Origin of the sequence: Hyphomicrobium denitrificans 1NES1 (assembly GCF_000230975.2) — a bacterium.
GTDB classification, from domain to species: domain Bacteria; phylum Pseudomonadota; class Alphaproteobacteria; order Rhizobiales; family Hyphomicrobiaceae; genus Hyphomicrobium_B; species Hyphomicrobium_B denitrificans_A.
Genome location: NC_021172.1, coordinates 3351406 through 3372200, shown reverse-complemented (window position 1 = coordinate 3372200; position 20795 = coordinate 3351406). Strand labels below are relative to the sequence as shown.

General features: G+C 59.6%; 18 protein-coding genes. 16 read left to right on the top strand and 2 right to left on the bottom strand.

The window, feature by feature from the left end; genetic code table 11:
• Positions 1 to 56: 56 nt before the first annotated feature.
• From HYPDE_RS16115 to HYPDE_RS16075, 9 genes are all read left to right on the top strand, one after another.
• Entirely contained in the window at positions 57 to 998 is a 942-nt protein-coding gene (locus HYPDE_RS16115; protein WP_015599593.1) for an HpcH/HpaI aldolase/citrate lyase family protein, read from the top strand.
• 125 nt (positions 999 to 1123) lie between these two features.
• Entirely contained in the window at positions 1124 to 2182 is a 1059-nt protein-coding gene (locus HYPDE_RS16110) for a MaoC family dehydratase (protein ID WP_015599592.1), read from the top strand.
• A 170-nt stretch (positions 2183 to 2352) separates the two neighbouring features.
• Positions 2353 to 3324: an NAD(P)/FAD-dependent oxidoreductase gene (locus tag HYPDE_RS16105; protein WP_015599591.1), complete on the top strand. Its 972-nt coding sequence runs from the start codon at positions 2353 to 2355 to the stop codon at positions 3322 to 3324.
• A 96-nt stretch (positions 3325 to 3420) separates the two neighbouring features.
• Positions 3421 to 3834: a succinate dehydrogenase, cytochrome b556 subunit gene (gene sdhC, locus HYPDE_RS16100; RefSeq protein WP_015599590.1), complete on the top strand. Its 414-nt coding sequence runs from the start codon at positions 3421 to 3423 to the stop codon at positions 3832 to 3834.
• A gap of 3 nt (positions 3835 to 3837) precedes the next feature.
• Positions 3838 to 4218, top strand: coding sequence for a succinate dehydrogenase, hydrophobic membrane anchor protein (gene sdhD, locus HYPDE_RS16095; protein WP_015599589.1), 381 nt, complete (start codon positions 3838 to 3840; stop codon positions 4216 to 4218).
• 4 nt (positions 4219 to 4222) lie between these two features.
• Positions 4223 to 6070 carry a succinate dehydrogenase flavoprotein subunit gene (sdhA, locus tag HYPDE_RS16090; RefSeq protein ID WP_015599588.1) on the top strand — a complete coding sequence of 616 codons (1848 nt, stop codon included), beginning with the start codon at positions 4223 to 4225 and terminating at the stop codon, positions 6068 to 6070.
• An 85-nt stretch (positions 6071 to 6155) separates the two neighbouring features.
• Positions 6156 to 6755 carry a hypothetical protein gene (locus HYPDE_RS16085; RefSeq protein WP_041321441.1) on the top strand — a complete coding sequence of 200 codons (600 nt, stop codon included), beginning with the start codon at positions 6156 to 6158 and terminating at the stop codon, positions 6753 to 6755.
• A 110-nt stretch (positions 6756 to 6865) separates the two neighbouring features.
• A complete protein-coding gene (locus HYPDE_RS16080; protein ID WP_015599586.1) occupies positions 6866 to 7645 on the top strand; it encodes a succinate dehydrogenase iron-sulfur subunit in 780 nt (259 codons plus the stop codon).
• A gap of 43 nt (positions 7646 to 7688) precedes the next feature.
• Positions 7689 to 8081: a VOC family protein gene (locus tag HYPDE_RS16075; RefSeq protein WP_015599585.1), complete on the top strand. Its 393-nt coding sequence runs from the start codon at positions 7689 to 7691 to the stop codon at positions 8079 to 8081.
• A 558-nt stretch (positions 8082 to 8639) separates the two neighbouring features.
• Here HYPDE_RS16075 and HYPDE_RS16070 read toward each other — a convergent pair.
• Entirely contained in the window at positions 8640 to 9236 is a 597-nt protein-coding gene (locus HYPDE_RS16070; RefSeq protein WP_041320580.1) for a GNAT family N-acetyltransferase, read from the bottom strand.
• A 305-nt stretch (positions 9237 to 9541) separates the two neighbouring features.
• Between HYPDE_RS16070 and zapE the strand changes: the two genes are divergently transcribed.
• A complete protein-coding gene (zapE, locus tag HYPDE_RS16065) occupies positions 9542 to 10645 on the top strand; it encodes a cell division protein ZapE (protein WP_015599583.1) in 1104 nt (367 codons plus the stop codon).
• Positions 10646 to 10793: 148 nt separating this feature from the next.
• The gene (mdh, locus tag HYPDE_RS16060; protein WP_015599582.1) at positions 10794 to 11765 is read left to right on the top strand and encodes a malate dehydrogenase; all 972 of its coding nucleotides are present in this window, start codon (positions 10794 to 10796) and stop codon (positions 11763 to 11765) included.
• A gap of 68 nt (positions 11766 to 11833) precedes the next feature.
• On the opposite strand, the gene HYPDE_RS16055 is transcribed toward mdh, so the two are convergent.
• Complete coding sequence (locus tag HYPDE_RS16055) at positions 11834 to 12478, bottom strand: 2OG-Fe(II) oxygenase (RefSeq protein ID WP_015599581.1); 645 nt, start codon at positions 12476 to 12478, stop codon at positions 11834 to 11836.
• Between the two features lie 207 nt (positions 12479 to 12685).
• On the opposite strand from HYPDE_RS16055, the gene sucC reads away from it, so the two are divergent.
• The 5 genes from sucC to lpdA all read left to right on the top strand — a co-directional run bounded on the left by sucC (position 12686) and on the right by lpdA (position 20786).
• Positions 12686 to 13885, top strand: coding sequence for an ADP-forming succinate--CoA ligase subunit beta (gene sucC, locus HYPDE_RS16050; RefSeq protein WP_015599580.1), 1200 nt, complete (start codon positions 12686 to 12688; stop codon positions 13883 to 13885).
• Positions 13886 to 13994: 109 nt separating this feature from the next.
• Positions 13995 to 14894: a succinate--CoA ligase subunit alpha gene (gene sucD / locus HYPDE_RS16045; RefSeq protein WP_015599579.1), complete on the top strand. Its 900-nt coding sequence runs from the start codon at positions 13995 to 13997 to the stop codon at positions 14892 to 14894.
• A 114-nt stretch (positions 14895 to 15008) separates the two neighbouring features.
• A complete protein-coding gene (locus HYPDE_RS16040) occupies positions 15009 to 17969 on the top strand; it encodes a 2-oxoglutarate dehydrogenase E1 component (RefSeq protein ID WP_015599578.1) in 2961 nt (986 codons plus the stop codon).
• A 72-nt stretch (positions 17970 to 18041) separates the two neighbouring features.
• A complete protein-coding gene (odhB, locus tag HYPDE_RS16035) occupies positions 18042 to 19370 on the top strand; it encodes a 2-oxoglutarate dehydrogenase complex dihydrolipoyllysine-residue succinyltransferase (protein ID WP_015599577.1) in 1329 nt (442 codons plus the stop codon).
• A gap of 3 nt (positions 19371 to 19373) precedes the next feature.
• Positions 19374 to 20786, top strand: coding sequence for a dihydrolipoyl dehydrogenase (lpdA, locus tag HYPDE_RS16030; protein WP_015599576.1), 1413 nt, complete (start codon positions 19374 to 19376; stop codon positions 20784 to 20786).
• Positions 20787 to 20795 lie beyond the last annotated feature (9 nt).

Sequence of the window (20795 nt, the reverse complement as noted above, 5' to 3'; positions counted from 1 at the left end):
CCGCGATCATTTCCTCTGGCCCGAAAGTTGAACTGTGCCTGTGCGCCGAATGCGTTATGGTGCGTCGCACCATCCACTCAGCTTCGGAGCCGACGCCGATGGCGATGAGACCAAGACGCAGCGTTCTCTATGTTCCAGGAGACAACGAGCGCGCCATCGAAAAGGCGAAAACGCTTCCTGCAGATTCGATCATCTTAGATCTTGAGGATTCGGTCGCGCCGGCGAACAAGGAATCGGCCCGCGAGCACGCTACAGCCGCCATCCGTGCAGGCGAGTTCGGCTCGCACGAGGTCATTTTACGCGTCAACCCGATCGAGACGCCATGGGGCATGGCCGATCTCCACGCGGCCATCGCGTCGGTTCCCGATGCGATCCTCGTTCCGAAGGTTTCCCAGTCGGGCGACATTACGGGGACGGCGAAGGTCGTGAAGGCCGCCGATGCCGATCCGCACATTCGTCTGTGGGCCATGATTGAAACGCCGATGGGCATCATCAACGCTCGCGAAATTGCAGCCTGCGGTCGAGACCCCGACAATCGCCTTGTTTGCTTTGTGATCGGTACCAATGATCTGCTGAAGGAAAGCCGCGCCCGCGCCGGCAGCAACCGCTTCGCCGTCGTACCATGGCTGGCGATGACGCTCGTCGCGGCGCGGGCCTACGGATTGGACGTCATTGACGGCGTCTACAACGATTTTAAGGATGATTTGGGTTTCCGCGCCGAATGCGAGCACGGCCGTACGCTCGGCATGGACGGCAAAACCCTGATTCATCCTTCGCAGATCATGCCCTGTAATGAGATTTTTTCGCCGGGTGATGATGAGGTCACCTGGGCGCACAAGATCATCAAAGCCTTCGAACAACCAGAAAACGTCAGGAAAGGCGTCATAACCGTCGAGGGCAAGATGGTGGAACGCTTGCATCTCGTCATGGCGAAAAGAGTTGCCGCCATCGCGGATGCCATCGTCGCGCGCTCTCGCATCGAAGAGCCATGGTTCTGAGTAGGGCGCAAATCCAAGGTATCTGCGGCCCTTGATCGCGTCTTGAAGTCCTGAAAAGGGTTGCGGTCCGCTCTCCACATCCGGAAAAAGAGCCGCGACAACCAGCGACAGCGAAGGCGACGATGATGGCGGACACGAAAACCAACGCAGGCAATTTCTTCGAGGATTTTCGCTTCGGCCAGATCATCCACCACGCCACCCCGCGCACAGTGACCGATGGCGATGTCGCGCTCTATACCGCGCTCTACGGCTCGCGCTTTGCGGTCCAATCAGCCGACACCTTCGCCAAGGCGATCGGCTATCCGAAGGCTCCGCTCGACGATCTTCTGACGTTCCACGTCGTATTCGGAAAGACGACGCCCGATATCTCGCTCAACGCCATCGCGAACCTCGGCTATGCCGACTGCCGGTTCCTGAAACCCGTCTATCCTGGCGACACGCTCGCCTCGACGTCGGAAGTCATCGGACTAAAAGAAAATTCCAACGGAGAAACTGGCACCGTCTATGTGCGCTCTACCGGACGCAATCAGGATGGTCAGATCGTGCTTGAATATTGCCGCTGGGTGATGGTCAGGAAGCGCACGAAAGGATCTCCGGCTCCGGAAGCCGTGGTGCCGAAGCTACCCGACCGCGTCGATCCGAAGGACATCGGAGGTGCTATTCCTCCACTCGACGTGGCGAAGTACGACTTTGAGCTTTCGGGCTCGCCGCATCGCTGGAGCGATTATGAAGCAGGCGAGAAGATCGACCACGTCGACGGCATGACGCTTGAGGAAGCCGAGCATCAGACCGCAACACGCCTCTATCAGAACACGGCGAAAGTTCACTTCAATCAGCACACCGAATCGAAGGGTCGGTTTGGCAAGCGCATCGTCTACGGCGGCGTCGTCATCTCGCTCGTCCGTGCGCTCTCGTATAATGGCCTTGGCAACGCGTTCCATCTGGCGGCGATCAACGGCGGCCGTCATGTCGCGCCGACGTTTGCCGGCGACACGATCTATGCGTGGTCGGAGATCATCGAGAAGGCCGAGATTCCGGAGCGTCGCGATATTGGCGCTCTTCGCGTTCGTATGATCGGCGTCAAAAATCAGGATTGCGCGGCGCTGCCATTGAAGACCGAAACAGGCGAATATGCCGAGGGCGTTGTCCTCGATCTCGATACCTGGCTCGTCCTGCCGCGCTGATCAGCGTGTGACTGCCGTGCAGGAACACGTCATTTTTTCCTCGGACTTGAGTGGGCGGGGCGTCTGCTAACCTTTGATTAGGAGTTGCTTGTAAACTGCCCCGATAGCCATCGTTGCGCGAATACTCAAACAGCCGGGCGCGGCCTGACGATCTAGGGAGCGGAGCAAAAGTGACAAAAAAGACCGCGATCATAGGCGCTGGGCTGGCAGGTTTGTCATGTGCGCGCACGCTGCGCCGGGCAGGGCTCGACGTCGAAGTCTTCGAACAGGACGCAGCAATCGGCGGCCGCATTGCAACGATCCGTGTCGGTTCCGATGCCTTCGATCATGGCGCTCAGTACGTCTGCGCAAAGTCTCCGGAATTCAACGATTTCCTGAGCGAGATTAAAGACCTTGGCTACGCTGAACGCTGGACACCGCAAAAAGACGGCAGCGCAAACCTGTCCACCCCGGGACCGTGGATGGTCGGCACGCCCGGAATGTCGTCGCTGGTCCGGCCGCTGACGGACCGCGTGCGCATTGACACCGGTCGCCGCGTTCACACACTGGAATGGTTCGGCAAAGGCTGGCACGCTTGGTTCGCGGACGACACATCCGCCGGTCCGTTCGATGCCGTCGCCGTCGCCACGCCCGCAGCCGAGGCCCGCCCGCTTCTCGGACATATCGAAGAATTCGCCGACGCGCTTGCACGCGTTCGCATGGCACCATGCTGGGCCGTGATGGTCCACATTGATAAACAAGTTTTTCCCAAGCAGGATGTGTTTTCCAATGTGTCCGGCATCATCGGTTGGGTTGCACGCAATAACACAAAGCCCCGACGCAATCCGGACGAGGAGACGATCGTCGTTCATGCGACGTCGGCCTGGAGCCGGGAAGCGGAAGATCTCGATGCGACGGCCGTGGCGGAAGAGCTTTGGGACGAGGTCAGCCGTGCTCTGCGCCTACCGCCCGTCAGGCCGGCGCACATGACTGCACACCTCTGGCGCCAGGGCTTTGTCGACCAGCCGCTTGGCGAAGCGTATCTCTATTCCTCTGCACACAAGGCTGGCATTGCTGGCGACTGGTGCCTTGGCGGCTTGGCCGAGCACGCTTTCGAGAGCGGCGATCGCCTGGGCCGTGCGATTGTGGGCGCGCTGGTGTAACCCGTCGACCTTAGACTTGCGGCTATGTGGCATTTGGCGAATTGCCGCGCCGCCTGTGAGACGCTAAAACGCTGCTCAAGACAAAAAAGGAATCCGATGCAAGCCATCTCAGGGCGGAGTGCGCGACCGGAGCGGCCGCTTTCTCCTCATCTCCAAATCTATTCGCCGTTGATCAACATGGTGATGTCGATCCTGCATCGCATCACCGGCGCGGCGCTCTATGTCGGTTCGCTGCTGCTGGCCTGGTGGCTGATCGCGGCCGCGACAGGACCCGAGTACTACGATTATGTTGCGGGCTTCTTCGGATCTTGGCCGGGAAAGATCATTCTACTCGGATACACATGGGCGCTGATGCATCACCTGCTTGGCGGCTTACGGCATTTGCTCTGGGATACCTGCCGTGGATATGATCTCAAGACGATCGATCTTCTGTGCTGGGGAACGCTCGCAGGATCGTTGGCATTGACGGTACTCATTTGGATCGGCGTTGCTGCCTCGGGAGGCCTCTGAATCATGGCCATGCGAACGCCTCTCAAAACGGCAAGGTATCTTGGCTCCGCGAAAGAAGGTGCCGATCACTTCTGGAAGCAGCGCGTTACTGCCGTCTCGAACGCCTTTCTGGCCGTATTTCTGGTTTGGCTCGTCGTATCGCTGACGGGCGCCGATTACGCGACGGTTAAACGCGAGCTTGCCAACCCACTGATCGCGCTGGGCTTGCTTGGCTTGGTCCTGTCGGGCACCATCCATATGCGTCTCGGCATGCAGACGATTATCGAAGACTACGTCCACGACGAAGGGTTGAAGGTCGTGGCGCTGATCCTCAACACATTTTTTGCGATTTTCATTGCGCTCGTCAGCATCTTCTCCGTGCTGAAGCTGAGCTTCGGAGCCTAGCCGGATGTCAAAAACGAATGGCAAAGCCAACGGGACAACGGCCGCGTCCTCCGTCACTGGCAAAGCATATCCGATTGTCGATCATCAGTATGATGTCGTCGTCGTCGGTGCGGGCGGCGCCGGTCTGCGCGCAACGCTCGGCTGCGCCGAAGCCGGTCTGAAGACAGCATGCGTCACGAAAGTCTTTCCGACGCGGTCTCATACCGTCGCGGCCCAAGGCGGTGTCGCCGCAGCCCTTGGCAACATGGGGCCCGACGACTGGCGCTGGCACATGTACGATACCGTCAAGGGCTCCGACTGGCTCGGAGACCAGGACGCGATCGAATACCTTTGCCGCCATGCTCCGGCCGCCGTGTACGAGCTTGAGCATTACGGCGTGCCGTTCTCACGCACCGAGGACGGCAAGATCTATCAACGGCCCTTCGGCGGCATGACGACCGATTTCGGCGAAGGCCCGCCCGCACAGCGGACCTGCGCCGCGGCCGACCGCACCGGCCACGCGATGCTGCACACGCTTTATGGCCAGTCGCTGCGCCATTCGGCGGAGTTCTTTGTCGAGTATTTCGCGCTTGATCTCATCATGGACCGAGACGGCGCCTGTCGCGGCGTCATGGCGCTGAACCTCGAAGACGGGTCGATCCACCGCTTTCGCGCGAAGAAAACTATTCTCGCGACGGGCGGCTACGGCCGCACGTACTTCTCGTGCACGTCGGCCCACACCTGCACGGGCGACGGCAACGCGATGGTGCTTCGGGCGGGCTTGCCGCTGCAGGATATGGAATTCGTGCAGTTCCATCCGACCGGCATCTACGGCGCCGGCGTTCTCATCACCGAAGGCGCTCGCGGCGAAGGCGGCTATCTGACGAATTCCAAGGGCGAGCGCTTCATGGAGCGTTATGCGCCCCACGCCAAGGATCTGGCCTCGCGTGACGTCGTTTCGCGCTCGATGACGGTTGAAATTCGGGAAGGCCGTGGCGTCGGACCGGAAGGCGATCACATCTTCCTGCACCTCGATCACCTCGATCCGAAGATTTTGGCGGAGCGTCTGCCGGGCATCACGGAAAGCGCTAAGGTCTTCGCAGGCGTCGATCTGCGTCGACAGCCGATCCCCGTCCTTCCGACGGTCCACTACAACATGGGCGGCATCCCGACGAACTATCACGGCGAGGTTCTGACCAAGAAAGACGGCAACCCCGATCACGTCGTGCCCGGATTAATGGCAATCGGCGAGGCGGCCTGCGTTTCGGTGCACGGCGCCAACCGGCTCGGTTCGAATTCCCTCATCGATCTCGTCGTCTTTGGCCGCGCCGCGGGTCTTCGTTGCGCTGAGACGATCGAATCCGCCGCGGCACAGTCGGAATTGCCGAAAGATACTGACGACAAGATTCTCGACCGTCTCGACAAGTTCCGCTACGCGAAGGGCGGCACGCCGACCGCGGTGCTCCGTCTGCGCATGCAGAAAACCATGCAGTCGAACTGCGCCGTCTTCCGCGACGGTCCGGTGCTGAAGGAAGGCATTGAAAAAATCGCTGCCATCTGGCGCGATGCGGCAGATATTTCCGTCACCGACCGATCGTTGATCTGGAATTCGGACCTCGTCGAGACGCTCGAATTCGACAATCTGATCGCGCAGGCCTCCGTCACCGTCGTCGGTGCCGAAAACCGCAAGGAAAGCCGTGGCGCGCACGCGCGTGAAGACTATCCGAAGCGCGACGATGTCAATTGGATGAAACACACGCTGGCGTGGGTGGATTATCGGACGAAGTTGGTAAAGCTCGACGAACGGCCGGTTCACACCAAGACGATGACCAATGAAGTCAAGTACATCGAACCGAAAGCGCGCGTTTATTGACACGTCCGTTATGCGTGCGAAGGGTAGAAATAGCGTGCGTGCATGAAGACGCGATATGGTGTGGCGCCCGGAGGTGCCGCATCCATTGAGCAAGTCCCAATCAGAGCCGGCTGACGAAGCCGACACGCGCATGCCACCCGATCCGTTCGCGGCCGTGCTGCCCGCGCTTGCGGCACTCGGGGCGATAACCTCGATCGCGGCCATCAATTGGTCGGGAGAGGGAAAACTCGCCACGCGCGCCCGAACGAAGCGCAAGACAGCGGCGGCGCTGCGCGATCTCGAAACGTGCTGCTTGGGACTCGCCGAAATCTTCCGGCGCTTCCAACGTCATCCGCGCGTCTTTGCCGGCGAAGGCGGGCAGGCCGCGGCTCCGTTGAAGTTCGGCGTCCACGGCCAGCGCATCCGCGCCGATGCTCAACGGCTCTACCTGCAACTCATGAACGACATCGCTTCGATGCTGGTGCTTGCCGCCCAGAATGCGTTCGACGTGATGACCGCGATCGAGGACGGCGACATCGACGCACCGGAGGAGATCTTCTTTGCATTCGGAGAGCAGCAGGACCGTCTCAACACCGTGCTTCAGTCGCGCGTGACGTTACGAGTGGCCGTCGATACCGGTGCGGACGTCGCAGAGCGTCTGGTAACCCTGGTGCGTGAGCTCAAGACCTATCAAAAGCCTGCCTAAGGACCAAAGAACGGCATCCCGCGACCAGCGCTGCCGTTGACAGGGTGGCCCGATAGGGGCTTCTGTCTTATCGGTCTTTATTCTCGCACGCGGGGTCACCCGGCAATCACATGGTTCAGCTCACTCTTCCGAAGAATTCCAAGATCACTCGCGGTAAAGCCTGGAACCAGGCCAATCACGAAGGCGACTGGAAAGAGTTCCGCATTTATCGCTGGAACCCGGACGACAGCGATAATCCACGCATCGATACGTATCAGATCGATAAAAATCAGTGCGGGCCGATGGTGCTCGACGCGCTGATCAAGATCAAAAACGAGATCGATCCGACCCTGACATTCCGGCGCTCCTGCCGTGAGGGCATCTGTGGCTCGTGCGCGATGAACATCGACGGCACCAACACGCTCGCCTGCCTCAAGGGCATCGACGATATTGCGGGGCCCGTGAAGATCTATCCGTTACCCCACCTTGAGGTCGTGAAAGATCTCGTTCCGGATTTGACCAACTTTTATGCGCAGCATCGGTCGATCGAACCCTGGCTCAAGACCGATACCCCGACGCCACCGAAGGAATGGAAGCAGTCGCGCGAAGATCGCAGCAAGCTCGATGGCTTGTACGAATGCATTCTGTGCGCATGCTGCTCGACGTCATGCCCGAGCTATTGGTGGAATTCCGATCGATACCTTGGCCCGGCGATCCTGCTTCAGGCCTATCGCTGGGTCATCGACAGCCGTGACGAGGCAACGGGCGAACGGCTCGATAACCTTGAAGATCCGTTCCGCCTCTATCGCTGTCATACGATCATGAACTGCGCCAAGGCCTGCCCGAAGGGCCTGTCGCCGGCGAAGGCGATCGCAGAATTAAAAAAACTGATGGTCGAACGCCGCGTCTGATGCTGGAATCTTCCGAGCGCCGGATCGCACAAAGGGTCACGCCGTGCAGGACATCCTCGATCATATCGGCTTTCCCATCGCAGATTATGCCCGCTCAGTCGCATTCTATAGACAGGCTCTGGCGCCGCTCGGCATCGCGTTACTGAAAGAATTCCGCTTCTCCGAGGATGGTGCCGACGGATACGCGGGCTTCGGCCGTCAGAGGCCGCAATTCTGGATTGGTACTGGAACGGCGCTGAAAGGCCGTTTGCACGTGGCATTCGCCGCTGCCAATCGCCAGGAAGTCCACGCCTTTTACGAAGCGGCGATCGCTGCAGGTGGGCGTGACAATGGCCCGCCAGGCCTAAGGCCGCACTATCATGAGAGCTATTACGGCGCTTTTGTTCTTGATCCGGACGGCCACAACATTGAAGCCGTGACCCATTCGCCCGAATAGGACAGCGCTGAAACGTTCCTATTTCTTATTCGAGTGCGATCCCAAAAAGAGAAATGGCCGGTGACGCAAATCGCTGTCGCCGACCATTTGAAACGTATTGGCACCGAAGCGCCCATTAATCGGTTTGCTCCCAAGTTCGAATGCCCAATCCGGAGCCCGGGAGTCGTAAACCGAATTAGGCGGCTTTCCGCTTTGCCGTCTTCTTCGCTGCCTTGCGCACCGTCTTCTTGGCGGCTTTCTTCGCGGCAGGCTTCTTTCTCTTCGCAGGTGCTTTCTTAGCTGCTTTAGCCATAGGATTTAGTCTCCCTCTAGAGTTCGAATCAGCTCGAACTCAACAAACATGAGCAACTTCGCGAAGTTTGTAGACAGAGAAGTTTGATATATCGCATGAAAAGGAGTTTATTAACGCGAATTGTTGCGCAAATGTCGCAATTTTTCTTATTTTTTCCGGCCTCTTGGTCTTTCCAAAGATTTGGAAAAGCGAATTGCGCCGATTGTGATTCCCAATTTCGAATCGCAATTCTCCATCGAGACCTTTCCATTACGCTGGCGAATGGATCAGATTTCGCCTGATCCGCTGATGCGCGTTTGCATATCGAGGGCGGCGTAAAGATAGGTCATCGGTTCATCGATCATGTCAGCGACCAGCGATCGGTAATCGGCGCGGTTGGGAACGATGTCGGCGAAGATTGATCCGTCTTCGATCTTGAGGTCCGCACCGTAGTGGCGCGCGATTGCCTGCATCTTGGCATTGTCAGTCATGCAGACGAGCGTGAGGTGGCTCAGCCCGCGATTGCGCGCCGTTCGTATGATGCGCCCCATCAATTGCGTCGCGATACCACGATTGGCGAAAGGTCTTTCGACGGAGAATGCAACCTCGGCGCTCTCCGGGCGCATCAACGTGCCGGGACGCAGTTCGGCGACGCCGCGAACATCCCCGTCGACGAAGTAGCCGAACGTCACGTTTCCGAAGTCGCTGGCGTGCGCTGCATAGCTTGCGATGAATGCGTTTGAGACGTCGTGTCCGAACCGCCGGTGGCGCGCATCGCTGTCGAGGCGCTGCAGGTGATCTCTGAGCAGGTAGCTTTCGCTCGCAAGGAGCCGCCGAATGAACCCGAAATGTGCATCGCCCGCGACGTGAGTTTCGTCCAACATAACGTAGCCTCTTGAAGTCCGGCCTGATGTACCGTCGCCGGTCCGCCAAGCCCTCGTAACCTAACAGAAAATGCTGCTTAATTTGTGCGAAGCAATAAGTTACTGCTGCAATGCAGCAATGCAACTTCCACCGACGGATTGTTTGAAAAGCCCTGCCAACGGGCGTCTCAGGCTCGCAGGCCCCCTTCGGCCTCCACAGAGAGTGACATTCAGTCGCGCAGCGGGAAAGATTCGTCGCGGATTCTCGCAGTTGCGCGCGTAGCGCCATCCCGACTACCGAGACGCTGGGAGTTTGGGCGGGGCGCATGGGCACGATTATCGACGGATATCGACAACGTTTGACGGAGTATGAGATCGAACCTGACGCTGCGCAGGCCACTCTCGCGGCGCGGCTTGATGCACTGCAATCGGAACTAGTCACGAACCGCCGCAATCGGGGTCTCTTTTCACGCTTCCTGGGCAAGCCGTCGGCAACACCGAAAGGTCTTTACGTCTGGGGCGCCGTCGGTCGCGGCAAGACAATGCTGATGGATCTCTTTTTCGAAGGAACACCCTTCGAGCCGAAGCGGCGTGCTCACTTCCACGAATTCATGGCGGACGTCCACGAAAGGATCGGCGCGGCGCGCAAAGACACGCCCGGCGATCCTATCCCACATGTTGCGAGCGCTCTTGCTCGCGAGGCGCGGCTTTTATGCTTCGATGAGATGCATGTCTCCGACATCGCGGATGCGATGATTCTCGGCAGGTTGTTTCAGAACCTTTTTGCAGCCGGGGTTACGGTGGTTGCCACATCGAACGCGCAGCCATCGGACCTTTATAAAAACGGCCTCAACCGGCAACTCTTTCTGCCGTTCATCGATCTCATCCGCGCACACATGGATGTGGTCGAGCTGAGGTCCCAGAAGGATTTCCGACTCGACAAGCTGTCAGGCGCGCAACTTTATTTTTATCCTTCCGATGTCGCTGCACGCGCCGCGCTCGATGCTCACTGGGATCGCCTCACTGGCAAGCATCCGGGAAAATCTCAGACGCTTGAGGTCAAGGGGCGAAAGCTTGTCGTGCCGCTCGCATCCGTCGGCGTCGCGCGGTTCAGTTTCGACGAACTTTGCAATCGTCCGCTCGGCGCCAACGATTATCTGCATATCGCTCACGCCTTCCATACGGTCATTATCGATGACATTCCAATTTTGACACCCGAACGCCGCGACGTGGCGCGCCGCTTCATCAATTTGGTCGACGCTCTCTACGATGGTCGCATCTGCCTCATTGCTTCGGCCGCCGCTGAACCGACGGTCCTCTATCCCCATGGCAATGGATCGGACGCCTTCCAGCGCACGGCCTCACGCCTGACTGAAATGCGCTCTGAAGCCTATCTTGCCGGTCATTCAGGCGGTCGAGCCCGATACTGACGGCATGTGATCGTCGATTGTTCGCCGCAATCGGTTTCATACCAAAGTTGCGGCTTGCCTTTGAGCGGCCAACGAATTTGATTAGGCGAAAGAGCGTGACATCCGTCCCGCATCTGCAACTGGTTAAATTTCCTTGGGGGTAGCTCGAATGGCGCGCGCCAAAATCGCATTGATCGGCTCAGGACAGATTGGCGGCACGCTGGCGCTGCTGGCTGGCCTCAAGGAACTCGGCGACATCGTGATGACCGACATCATCGAAGGCGTCGCCAAGGGCAAAGCCCTCGATCTTGCACAGGCCGCCGCAGTCGAAGGCTATGACGCCCGGCTGTCGGGCGCCGGAACAGATGGCTATGCGGCGATTGCCGGAGCCGACGTCTGCATTGTGACGGCTGGCGTTCCGAGAAAACCGGGTATGAGCCGCGACGATCTTCTGGGGATCAATCTGAAAGTGATGGAGCAGGTCGGTGCTGCCATCAAGCAGCACGCGCCGAACGCCTTTGTCATCTGCATCACGAATCCGCTCGACGCGATGGTGTGGGCGCTCAGGAAGTTCGCGGGCCTCCCCGCCAGCAAGATTGTCGGCATGGCTGGCGTGCTCGATAGTGCCCGCTTCACTTGCTTCCTCGCCGAGGCGGCCGGCGTTTCGATCGAGGACGTTCGGGCTTTGACGCTCGGTGGCCATGGCGACGACATGGTGCCGCTGGTGCGCTATTCGACGATCGGCGGCGTGCCGCTGCCCGATTGTGTGAAGCTCGGCTTCTTCAGCCAGGAACAGCTTGACGCGATGATCAAGCGCACGCGCAGCGGCGGTGGCGAGATCGTTGCACTGCTTGGGACGGGCTCGGCGTTCTATGCGCCCGCAGCGTCGGCGATCGCGATGGCCGAGAGCTACCTGCGAGACAAGAAGCGCATGCTGCCGTGTGCGGCCCATCTCGACGGTGAGTACGGCATAAAGGACACTTACGTCGGCGTTTCCGCGATCATTGGCGCAGGCGGCATCGAGAAGGTCGTCGAACTCGCATTGGACGAAAACGAAAAGGCGATGTTCGAGAAGTCCGTTGCATCAGTGCAGAGCTTGATCGAAGCCTGCAAGAAAATCAGCCCCGCACTCGCAAGCTAAGGGGCGGAAGCGCGCAGCGCACGCTTCCCCACCCTAGGCATTGTCATACGGACACGCAGGCGCTCGACTCAGCCGAAATGGAAGATCTTTTTCAGACTATGGGACAGCGCGCCTCGTTTTTCCTTGCGTGCGACATCCGCTTCGCTGCGAAGCCACGTCATCTGCACGACGCGACGCTCGCCGACGAAAGGCGTGTGGCCGTGCCAGGAGCTGTCGGATCGGCGGAATGCGAACACCGTTCCGGTCAGCGGGTTGATCTGCTCGACATAGTCCTCGAAGTTCTTGTCGTTGCGCAGAACGCGAAGGCAACCCGCGCCCGTACCGTCCCACTTGTCGTTAAGATAGGTCAGCATCGTTGCGATTTTCGCTTCGCCGTCCGTGTGGATGCGGCCGTCTTTGGCCTGCGAGATCTTGCGGATCGTAATCATCTTCGGCTTGTTGACGAGGTCGATATCGAGCTTTTCCGAGATGATCTTCGACACTTCCGGGCTCTTCAGGTCTTCGAGCAATTTTGCAAATGCCCCATGAGAGCGGTCACCGACGTCAGTTTCCGTAAAAAAGCCCGGCTCCTTGATATCCGGATAGTCGGCCTTGAGCGACTCGACCGCCGAAGGTTGAATGAAGTTGTTGCCGACGAGAAAGTTATAAGGATCGCGCCCAGTTCGTGCCGCCTTCAGGCCATCGATGTTGATGCATTGAAATTGCTGAGACATGACTATTCCCCGTTTCAGACCAAGCCAGTATTCAAGCCTGATTTGCTGTGGTGCCGGAACCCACCTCAAACGGCGCCGCCCTGGAGGTCGGATAATTGAGCGCGCGCGGCATCTTTACCGCTCCGAATTGGGGCGTAATGACGGCGTGCGCGGGAAAACGCGCGCTGACAGAAATTCACAAAATACGCTGCGGAATGGAGCCCAGGCATGAACATTCACGAATACCAGGCTAAAGAGCTTTATCGCCAGTATGGCGTGCCGACGCCGAACGGCTTTGCCGCTTTCTCAGTCGCCGAGGCGGTCGAAGCGGCGAAAAAGCTGCCAGGGCCGGTGTGGGTCGTCAAAGCGCAGATTCACGCTGGTGGACGCGGCAAGGGAAAGTTTCTGGAATCGTCCGCTGGCGACAAGGGTGGCGTTCGACTCGCGAAGTCGATCGACGAGGTGAAGGCCTTCGCTGAACAAATGCTCGGTAAAACGCTGATCACCGTTCAGACCGGAAATGCGGGGCGTATCGTCAATCGTCTCTATATCGAGGACGGCTCGGCGATCGAGCGCGAGCTTTATCTTTCGGCACTTGTCGATCGCGCATCTTCGCGTGTTGCATTCATTGTCAGCCAGGCAGGCGGCATGAACATCGAGGATGTCGCCCATGAGACGCCCGAGAAGATTCACACCCTGACGATCGATCCGGCAACCGGATATCAGCCGTTTCATGGCCGCAAGGTCGCCTTTGCGTTGGGCCTCAAGGGCGACCAGGTGAAGGCAGCAAGCAATCTCGTCCAAAACCTTTACCGGATGGTCGTCGAGAAGGATATGAGCCTGCTCGAGATCAATCCGCTAGTTGTCACGAAGGACGGAAAGCTCATTTGCCTCGACGGCAAGATGAACTTCGATTCGAACGCGCTCTACCGGCACCCGGAGATCGTCGCGCTGCGCGATCTCAGTGAGGAAGACCCGACAGAGGTCGAAGCCTCGAAACACGATCTTGCATTCGTCAAGCTCGACGGCGACATCGGCTGCCTCGTCAACGGCGCCGGCCTCGCGATGGCGACGATGGACATCATCAAGCTTTATGGTGCAGAGCCAGCGAACTTCCTCGACGTCGGAGGCGGTGCTTCCAAGGAAAAAGTGCGCGAAGCCTTCAAGATCATCCTCGCCGACCCAGCCGTGAAGGGCATCCTGGTCAACATCTTCGGCGGCATCATGCGTTGTGACATTATCGCGGAAGGCGTGATTGCGGCCGCTCGCGAAATGGACATTAAGGTGCCGCTCGTCGTGCGCCTCGAAGGCACGAACGTCGATCTCGGCAAGAAAATCCTCAAGGAGTCTGGCCTGAAGATCATCCCGGCCGACGATTTGGCCGATGCGGCCAAGAAGATTACCGATGAATTGAAGCAGGTTGCCTGACGAGCGTTCGAATCGCCGAAATATCCGCATTTGAACGATAGTTGGTCTTGCTGCACCGCAAAAGTTGAGCGACATTCCCGCCGTGAAGTGCGGTCAATGCGGGGACGGAATGTCAATTCTGGTCGACAAGGCGACGAAGGTCATCTGCCAGGGCATAACAGGCAGCCAAGGGACGTTTCACACTAAGCAGGCGCGGGCCTATGGAACGAAGATCGTCGGCGGCGTAACGCCCGGCAAAGGGGGCACCAAGCATCGCGATGCCGAGCTCGCCGACGTCCCGCTCTTCGAGAGCGTGGGAGAGGCCGTCGCCAAGACGGGCGCCACCGCGTCGTCAATTTACGTACCCCCGCCGTTTGCCGCCGACGCGATCCTGGAAGCGATCGACGCGGAAGTTCCGCTGATCGTCTGCATCACCGAGGGCATTCCGGTGATGGACATGGTGCGGGTCAAGCGCGCCCTCGATGGGTCGAAATCTCGGCTCGTCGGACCGAATTGTCCGGGCCTCCTGACGCCCGATCAATGCAAGATCGGCATCATGCCGGGAAACATCTTCAAGCACGGCAGCGTCGGCATTGTATCTCGCTCCGGAACCCTCACATATGAGGCAGTGAAGCAAACGACGGATGTCGGTCTTGGCCAGACGACCGCTGTCGGCATCGGCGGCGACCCAGTCAAGGGCACCGAGTTCATCGACGTTCTCGACCTCTTCCTGTCCGACAAGGAAACACAATCGATCATCATGATCGGCGAAATCGGCGGTTCGGCCGAGGAAGATGCTGCGGAGTTTCTGACGCGTGAAGCTCGCAAAGGCCGGAAGAAGCCGATGGTCGGTTTTATCGCCGGTGTCACCGCGCCGCCCGGAAGGCGTATGGGGCACGCGGGAGCAATCATTTCCGGCGGTAAGGGCAAGGCAGAGGACAAGCTTGCTGCGATGAAGGCAGCAGGGATAGCGATATCGCCAAATCCTGCCGCTCTCGGGCGGACACTCGTTGAAATCTTGAGAGCGTAAGAATTCACTGAGGACTTGGCCGAAACGATCGGCGGCGTTTTTTTCCGATCTCGCCAGCGTGCGTTATCCGGAGCCCTCGATAGGCACCTCCCGAGCCTGAAAAGGACGAAGCAGATGTCACGAAATGGCCAGAACGAAGCGTTCCTTCGCACCTCGTTCCTGAGCGTTGCCAATGCACCCTACATCGAGGATATGCAGGCCGAATACGAGCGCAATCCTGGCGCCGTCAGCGACGAATGGCGACGGTTCTTCGACAGCATTAAGGAGCCGGCCGCGACGCAGCCCGTAACCGGCGGCCCCGCCTGGGCGCCACCGCTTGAAGCGCTGCTGACTGAGACCGGCACCGAACGCGATCTTGTCGCCGCTTTGACGGGCGACTACGGCGAAACCGAGCGCACCATCCGCGATAAGATCGAGAGACGCGCACAGATCGCAGGCTTCGAGATGACGCCGGCGGCATCGCTCCGCGCGACGCAGGATTCGATCCGCGCCCTGATGCTGATCCGCGCCTATCGCGTCATCGGCCATCTCGCCGCCGACCTCGATCCGCTCGGTCTTGCCGATCGCCGGGTTCACCGCGAGCTGTTGCCCGAGACGTATGGGTTCACCGAAGGCGATCTCGACCGGCCGATTTTCATCGATCGTGTCATGGGCCTCGAAACGGCGACGATGCGCCAGATGCTGACGATCCTGCGGCGCACGTATTGCCGCCAGATCGGCTTCCAGTTCATGCACATCACCGATCCGGCGCAAAAGAGCTGGATTCAGGAACGGATCGAGGGGCTGGAAAAGGACATCAGTTTCACGCTCGAGGGCCGCAAAGCGATTCTGAGGAAGCTCATCGAAGCCGAGACCTTCGAGAAGTTCTGCGATCTGAAATACACCGGTACCAAGCGTTTTGGCCTCGAAGGCGCAGAGGCGATGATCCCGGCGCTCGAGCAGATCATCAAACGCGGCGGTCATTTGGGCGTCCGGGAGATCGCGCTGGGCATGGCTCACCGCGGCCGCCTCAATGTGCTCGCCAACGTCATGGCGAAGCCGCTCCGCGCGATCTTCAAGGAGTTCAAGGGCGGTTCGTTCAAGCCTGACGATGTCGAAGGCTCCGGCGACGTCAAATATCACCTCGGCGCATCGTCGGATCGCATGTTCGACGGCAACAGCGTGCATCTTTCGCTGACGGCTAACCCGTCGCACCTTGAGATCGTCGATCCCGTCGTGCTCGGAAAAGTGCGGGCGAAGCAGGATCAGCAGGGATGTTCAGGCGGCGACCGGACCCCGGTCCTGCCGCTCCTCATTCACGGTGACGCAGCCTTTGCGGGCCAGGGCGTCGTCGCGGAATGTTTCGGACTCTCGGGACTGCGCGGTCACCGCACAGGCGGCTCGCTCCACTTCATCATCAACAACCAGATCGGGTTTACGACGGCCCCGCACCATTCGCGCTCGTCGCCGTATTGCTCCGACGTCGCCTTGATGATCGAAGCCCCGATTTTCCACGTCAACGGCGACAGTCCGGAAGCCGTCGTCCACGTCGCGAAGATCGCAACCGAGTTCCGCCAGCGCTTCCAGAAGCCCGTCGTCATCGACATGTTCTGCTATCGCCGTCACGGTCACAACGAGACGGACGAGCCGATGTTCACGCAGCCGGCGATGTACAAGCAGATCAAGGCGCATCCGACCATCGTCGAAAGCTATTCACGATCGCTCATTGACGAAGGCGTTCTCACAACCGCTGAATTCGATGAGATGAAAGCGTCGGTGCGCACCAATCTTGACAAAGAGTTCGCGGTCTCGGACGGCTACAAACCGAACAAGGCGGATTGGCTCGACGGCCGTTGGTCGGGCATTACACGCCCCGATAGCGACGACTGGCGCGGCAATACCGGAATTCCCGTTGAGACGCTGAAGGATCTTGGCCGCCGCCTGACCTCGATCCCCAACGATTTCCACATCCATAAGACGATCGCCAAGCTTCTTGAACGCCGCCGCAACATGACCGAGGCCGGGGTCGGGATCGATTGGGCGATGGGTGAGCACCTCGCGTTCGCGTCACTGTTGATGGAGCGGTTCCGCGTCAGGCTTTCGGGCCAGGACTGCGAACGCGGAACGTTCTCACAACGTCACGCCGTGTTTGTGGACCAGGAAACGGATCGCCGCTTTGCGCCGCTCAAGCATTTGGCTCCCAATCAGGCAAGCTTTGAGATCGTCAATTCGATGCTGTCGGAAGAAGCCGTGCTCGGCTTTGAATACGGCTACTCGCTGGCCGAGCCCAATGCACTGACGCTGTGGGAAGCCCAGTTTGGCGACTTCGCTAACGGCGCCCAGGTCGTATTCGACCAGTTCGTCTCCTCCGCCGAGCGCAAATGGTTGCGCATGTCGGGCCTCGTCTGTCTTCTGCCGCATGGTTACGAAGGCCAGGGCCCGGAACATTCCTCCGCGCGGCTTGAACGCTTCCTGCAACTCTGCGCCGAAGACAATTGGCAGGTCGCAAACTGCACGACGCCCGCCAACTATTTTCATATTCTCCGTCGCCAGTTGCATCGGAACTTCCGCAAGCCGCTGATTTTGATGACGCCGAAGTCGCTGCTCCGGCACAAACGCGTCACGTCGAAGATCGACGAGTTTGGCTCTGGAACGAGCTTCCATCGTCTGTTGTGGGATGACGCGGAACGGGGCGTTTCCGCCGTCAAACTCCGGCCCGACGACGAAATCAAGCGCGTCGTAGTCTGCTCTGGCAAAGTCTATTACGATCTTCTCGATGCCCGCGACGCTCAAGGGCGCGACGATGTTTATCTGCTCCGTGTCGAGCAGCTTTATCCGTTCCCGGCGCGCGCCCTGATCCAGGAACTCGGTCGTTTTAAATTTGCCGAAATTGTCTGGTGCCAGGAAGAGCCTAAAAACATGGGCGCTTGGTACTTCATGGATGCGAATATCGAATGGGTACTGACCCATTTGGGGTATATTCACCGCCGCCCGCGTTATGCTGGGCGGCCGGCGTCCGCATCGACTGCGACCGGACTGCTTTCGCAGCATGTCAAAGAACAGACCGCGCTCGTCGCCGACGCGCTCGGAACATAATAAGCAACCGCGATCGGCGGCCGGCTCCGTGAAGGGGAGTCGCCGATCACAAGCAATGGTGTGAGGGCTCATATGTCGATTGAGATTCGCGTTCCCGCGCTTGGGGAAAGCGTCACGGAGGCGACCGTTGGCAAGTGGTTCAAGCAGCCGGGCGAGGCCGTGAATGCCGACGAGCCTCTGGTCGAGCTTGAAACCGACAAAGTGACGGTCGAAGTTCCCGCCCCCGCCGCGGGCGTGCTGGGCGACATTCTGGTCAAGCCGGGTTCGACGGTCGCGGTCGGATCGCTGCTCGCGGCGTTGAAGGATGGCGCGGCGAATGCGTCAGCAGCCACGTCAGGTGCAGCAAAGGCTGCCGCACCTCCACCACCCCCTCCGTCTCAGCCAAAGCCAGAGCAGGTAACGAGAGCCCAGGAAGGTGGCGCGAACGCGGGCGCGCCTCCACCGCCGCCGGCGGCGCTTAAGGCGCTGACGGAAGCCGGGCTGGAGGCGTCCGACGTTCACGGCACCGGCCGCCGCGGGCAAATCTTGAAGGAAGACGTCATCAACGCCGTTGCTGCCGCGGCGGCGCGACCTGCGGCCCCGCCCCCACCTCTCCGCGAAACACCGAGCGCAGCAATCCCGCCCAATGCGATTGCGATTCCGGAAGCGCAGGCCACGGTCGTCATGCGCGATGTGCGCCTCCCCTCTCCCGCCAACGACGCGACGCGTGAAGAGCGCGTCAGGATGTCGAAACTCCGTCAAACCATCGCGCGCCGCCTGAAAGAGGCGCAGAACGCCGCTGCGATGTTGACGACGTTCAACGACGTCGACATGAGCGCCATCATGGCGCTGCGCGCGCAATACAAGGATGTTTTTGAGAAACGACACGGCGTGAAGCTTGGCTTCATGGGCCTGTTCGTCAAAGCCTGTATCCAGGCCCTTCGCGACGTGCCTTCCGTTAACGCCGAGATCGATCATGACGACATCATCTATAAGAACTACTATCACATCGGCGTTGCGGTCGGGACGGAGAAAGGGCTTGTCGTACCTGTCGTGCGCGAAGCCGACCGGCTGAGCCTTGCCGAGATCGAGCAGAAGATCGCCGAATTCGGCAAACGCGCCCGCGACGGAAAACTGTCGATTGAGGACATGCAGGGTGGCACGTTTACGATCTCGAACGGCGGTGTCTACGGGTCGCTGATGTCGACGCCGATCTTGAACGCACCGCAGTCCGGTATTCTGGGCATGCACCGCATCGAGGAGCGTCCGGTCGTTCGCGGCGGCCAGATCGTGGCGCGTCCGATGATGTACCTCGCACTTTCCTACGATCACCGCATCGTCGACGGCAAAGAGGCCGTCACTTTCCTTGTCCGCGTCAAGGAATGCCTCGAAGATCCGCAGCGCTTCGTCCTGGAGCTCTGAAGAATGACAGCATCCTATGACCTGATCGTTATCGGCACAGGGCCCGGCGGCTATGTCTGTGCCATCCGCGCCGCCCAGCTTGGCATGAAAGTCGCCGTTGTCGAAAAGCGCGGCACGCATGGCGGCACATGTTTGAACGTCGGCTGCATCCCGTCGAAGGCTCTGCTGCACGCATCGCACGCCTATGATGAGGCCAAGCATGCGTTCGGCGCGATGGGCATCGACGCGTCGCCGGTTCTCGATCTGCCGAAGATGCAAGCTTTCAAGCGCGAAGGCGTCAAAGGCAACGTCGAAGGCGTCGCCTATCTTCTGAAGAAGAATAAAATCGACAGCTACTTCGGAACCGGCCGCGTCTTGAAAAGCGGTCAGGTTGCCGTAACCTTGCCGGGAGGCGAGACGCAGACGCTGGAAGCAAAGTCGATCGTGATCGCGACGGGCTCGGATGTTGCGCGTCTGCCCGGCATCGAGATCGACGAGAAGCGTGTCGTATCATCGACCGGCGCTCTGGAGCTTGCATCCGTTCCTCGCAAGCTGCTTGTGATCGGTGCTGGTGTCATCGGCCTTGAGCTGGGCTCCGTCTGGCGCCGCCTCGGCGCCGACGTGCTGGTCGTCGAGTTTTTTGACCGCATCCTGCCGGGAATTGACAAGGAGATCGCCCGCTCGTTCCAGCGTCTTCTCGAAAAGCAGGGCATCGCATTTCGGCTCGCAAGTAAGGTTACGGGTGTTTCCAAGCCCGAAAGTCCAGGCAAACCGCTCGGCATCGATATCGAATCGGCGGCAGGAGGCGTGGCCGAGGCCATCGAAGCCGATGTCGTGCTCGTTGCGGTGGGGCGTGTGCCTTACACTGAGGGCCTCGGTCTTGCCGAGGCCGGCGTGGCGCTCGATGCGAAAAAGCGCGTCCTGGTCGACGGCCATTTCCAGACGAGCGCATCGGGCATCTTCGCAATCGGCGATGTGATCGCGGGCCCGATGCTGGCGCACAAAGCCGAAGATGAAGGCGTTGCCGTCGCCGAAATTATCGCTGGCCAAGCCGGTCATGTGAATTACGACGTCATCCCGAACGTCATCTACACATCGCCGGAGGTTGCGAGCGTCGGCAAATCTGAAGAAGAGCTGAAAGCTGCCGGCATCGCATACAACGTCGGCAAGTTTCCGTTCACGGCCAACGGTCGTGCGAAGTCGATCCGCATGACGGACGGCTTCGTCAAAATCCTCGCCGACGCGGCGACGGATCGTGTGCTGGGCGTCCATATCATCGGCGCCAACGCCGGAGAGATTATTGCGGAAGCCTGCGTGCTGATGGAGTTCGGCGGCTCGGCGGAAGACCTCGCCCGGACCTGTCACGCGCATCCGACGTTGACCGAAGCCGTCAAGGAAGCGGCCCTCGCAGTCGGCAAACGCGCGATCCACTTCTGAAACCTTTGC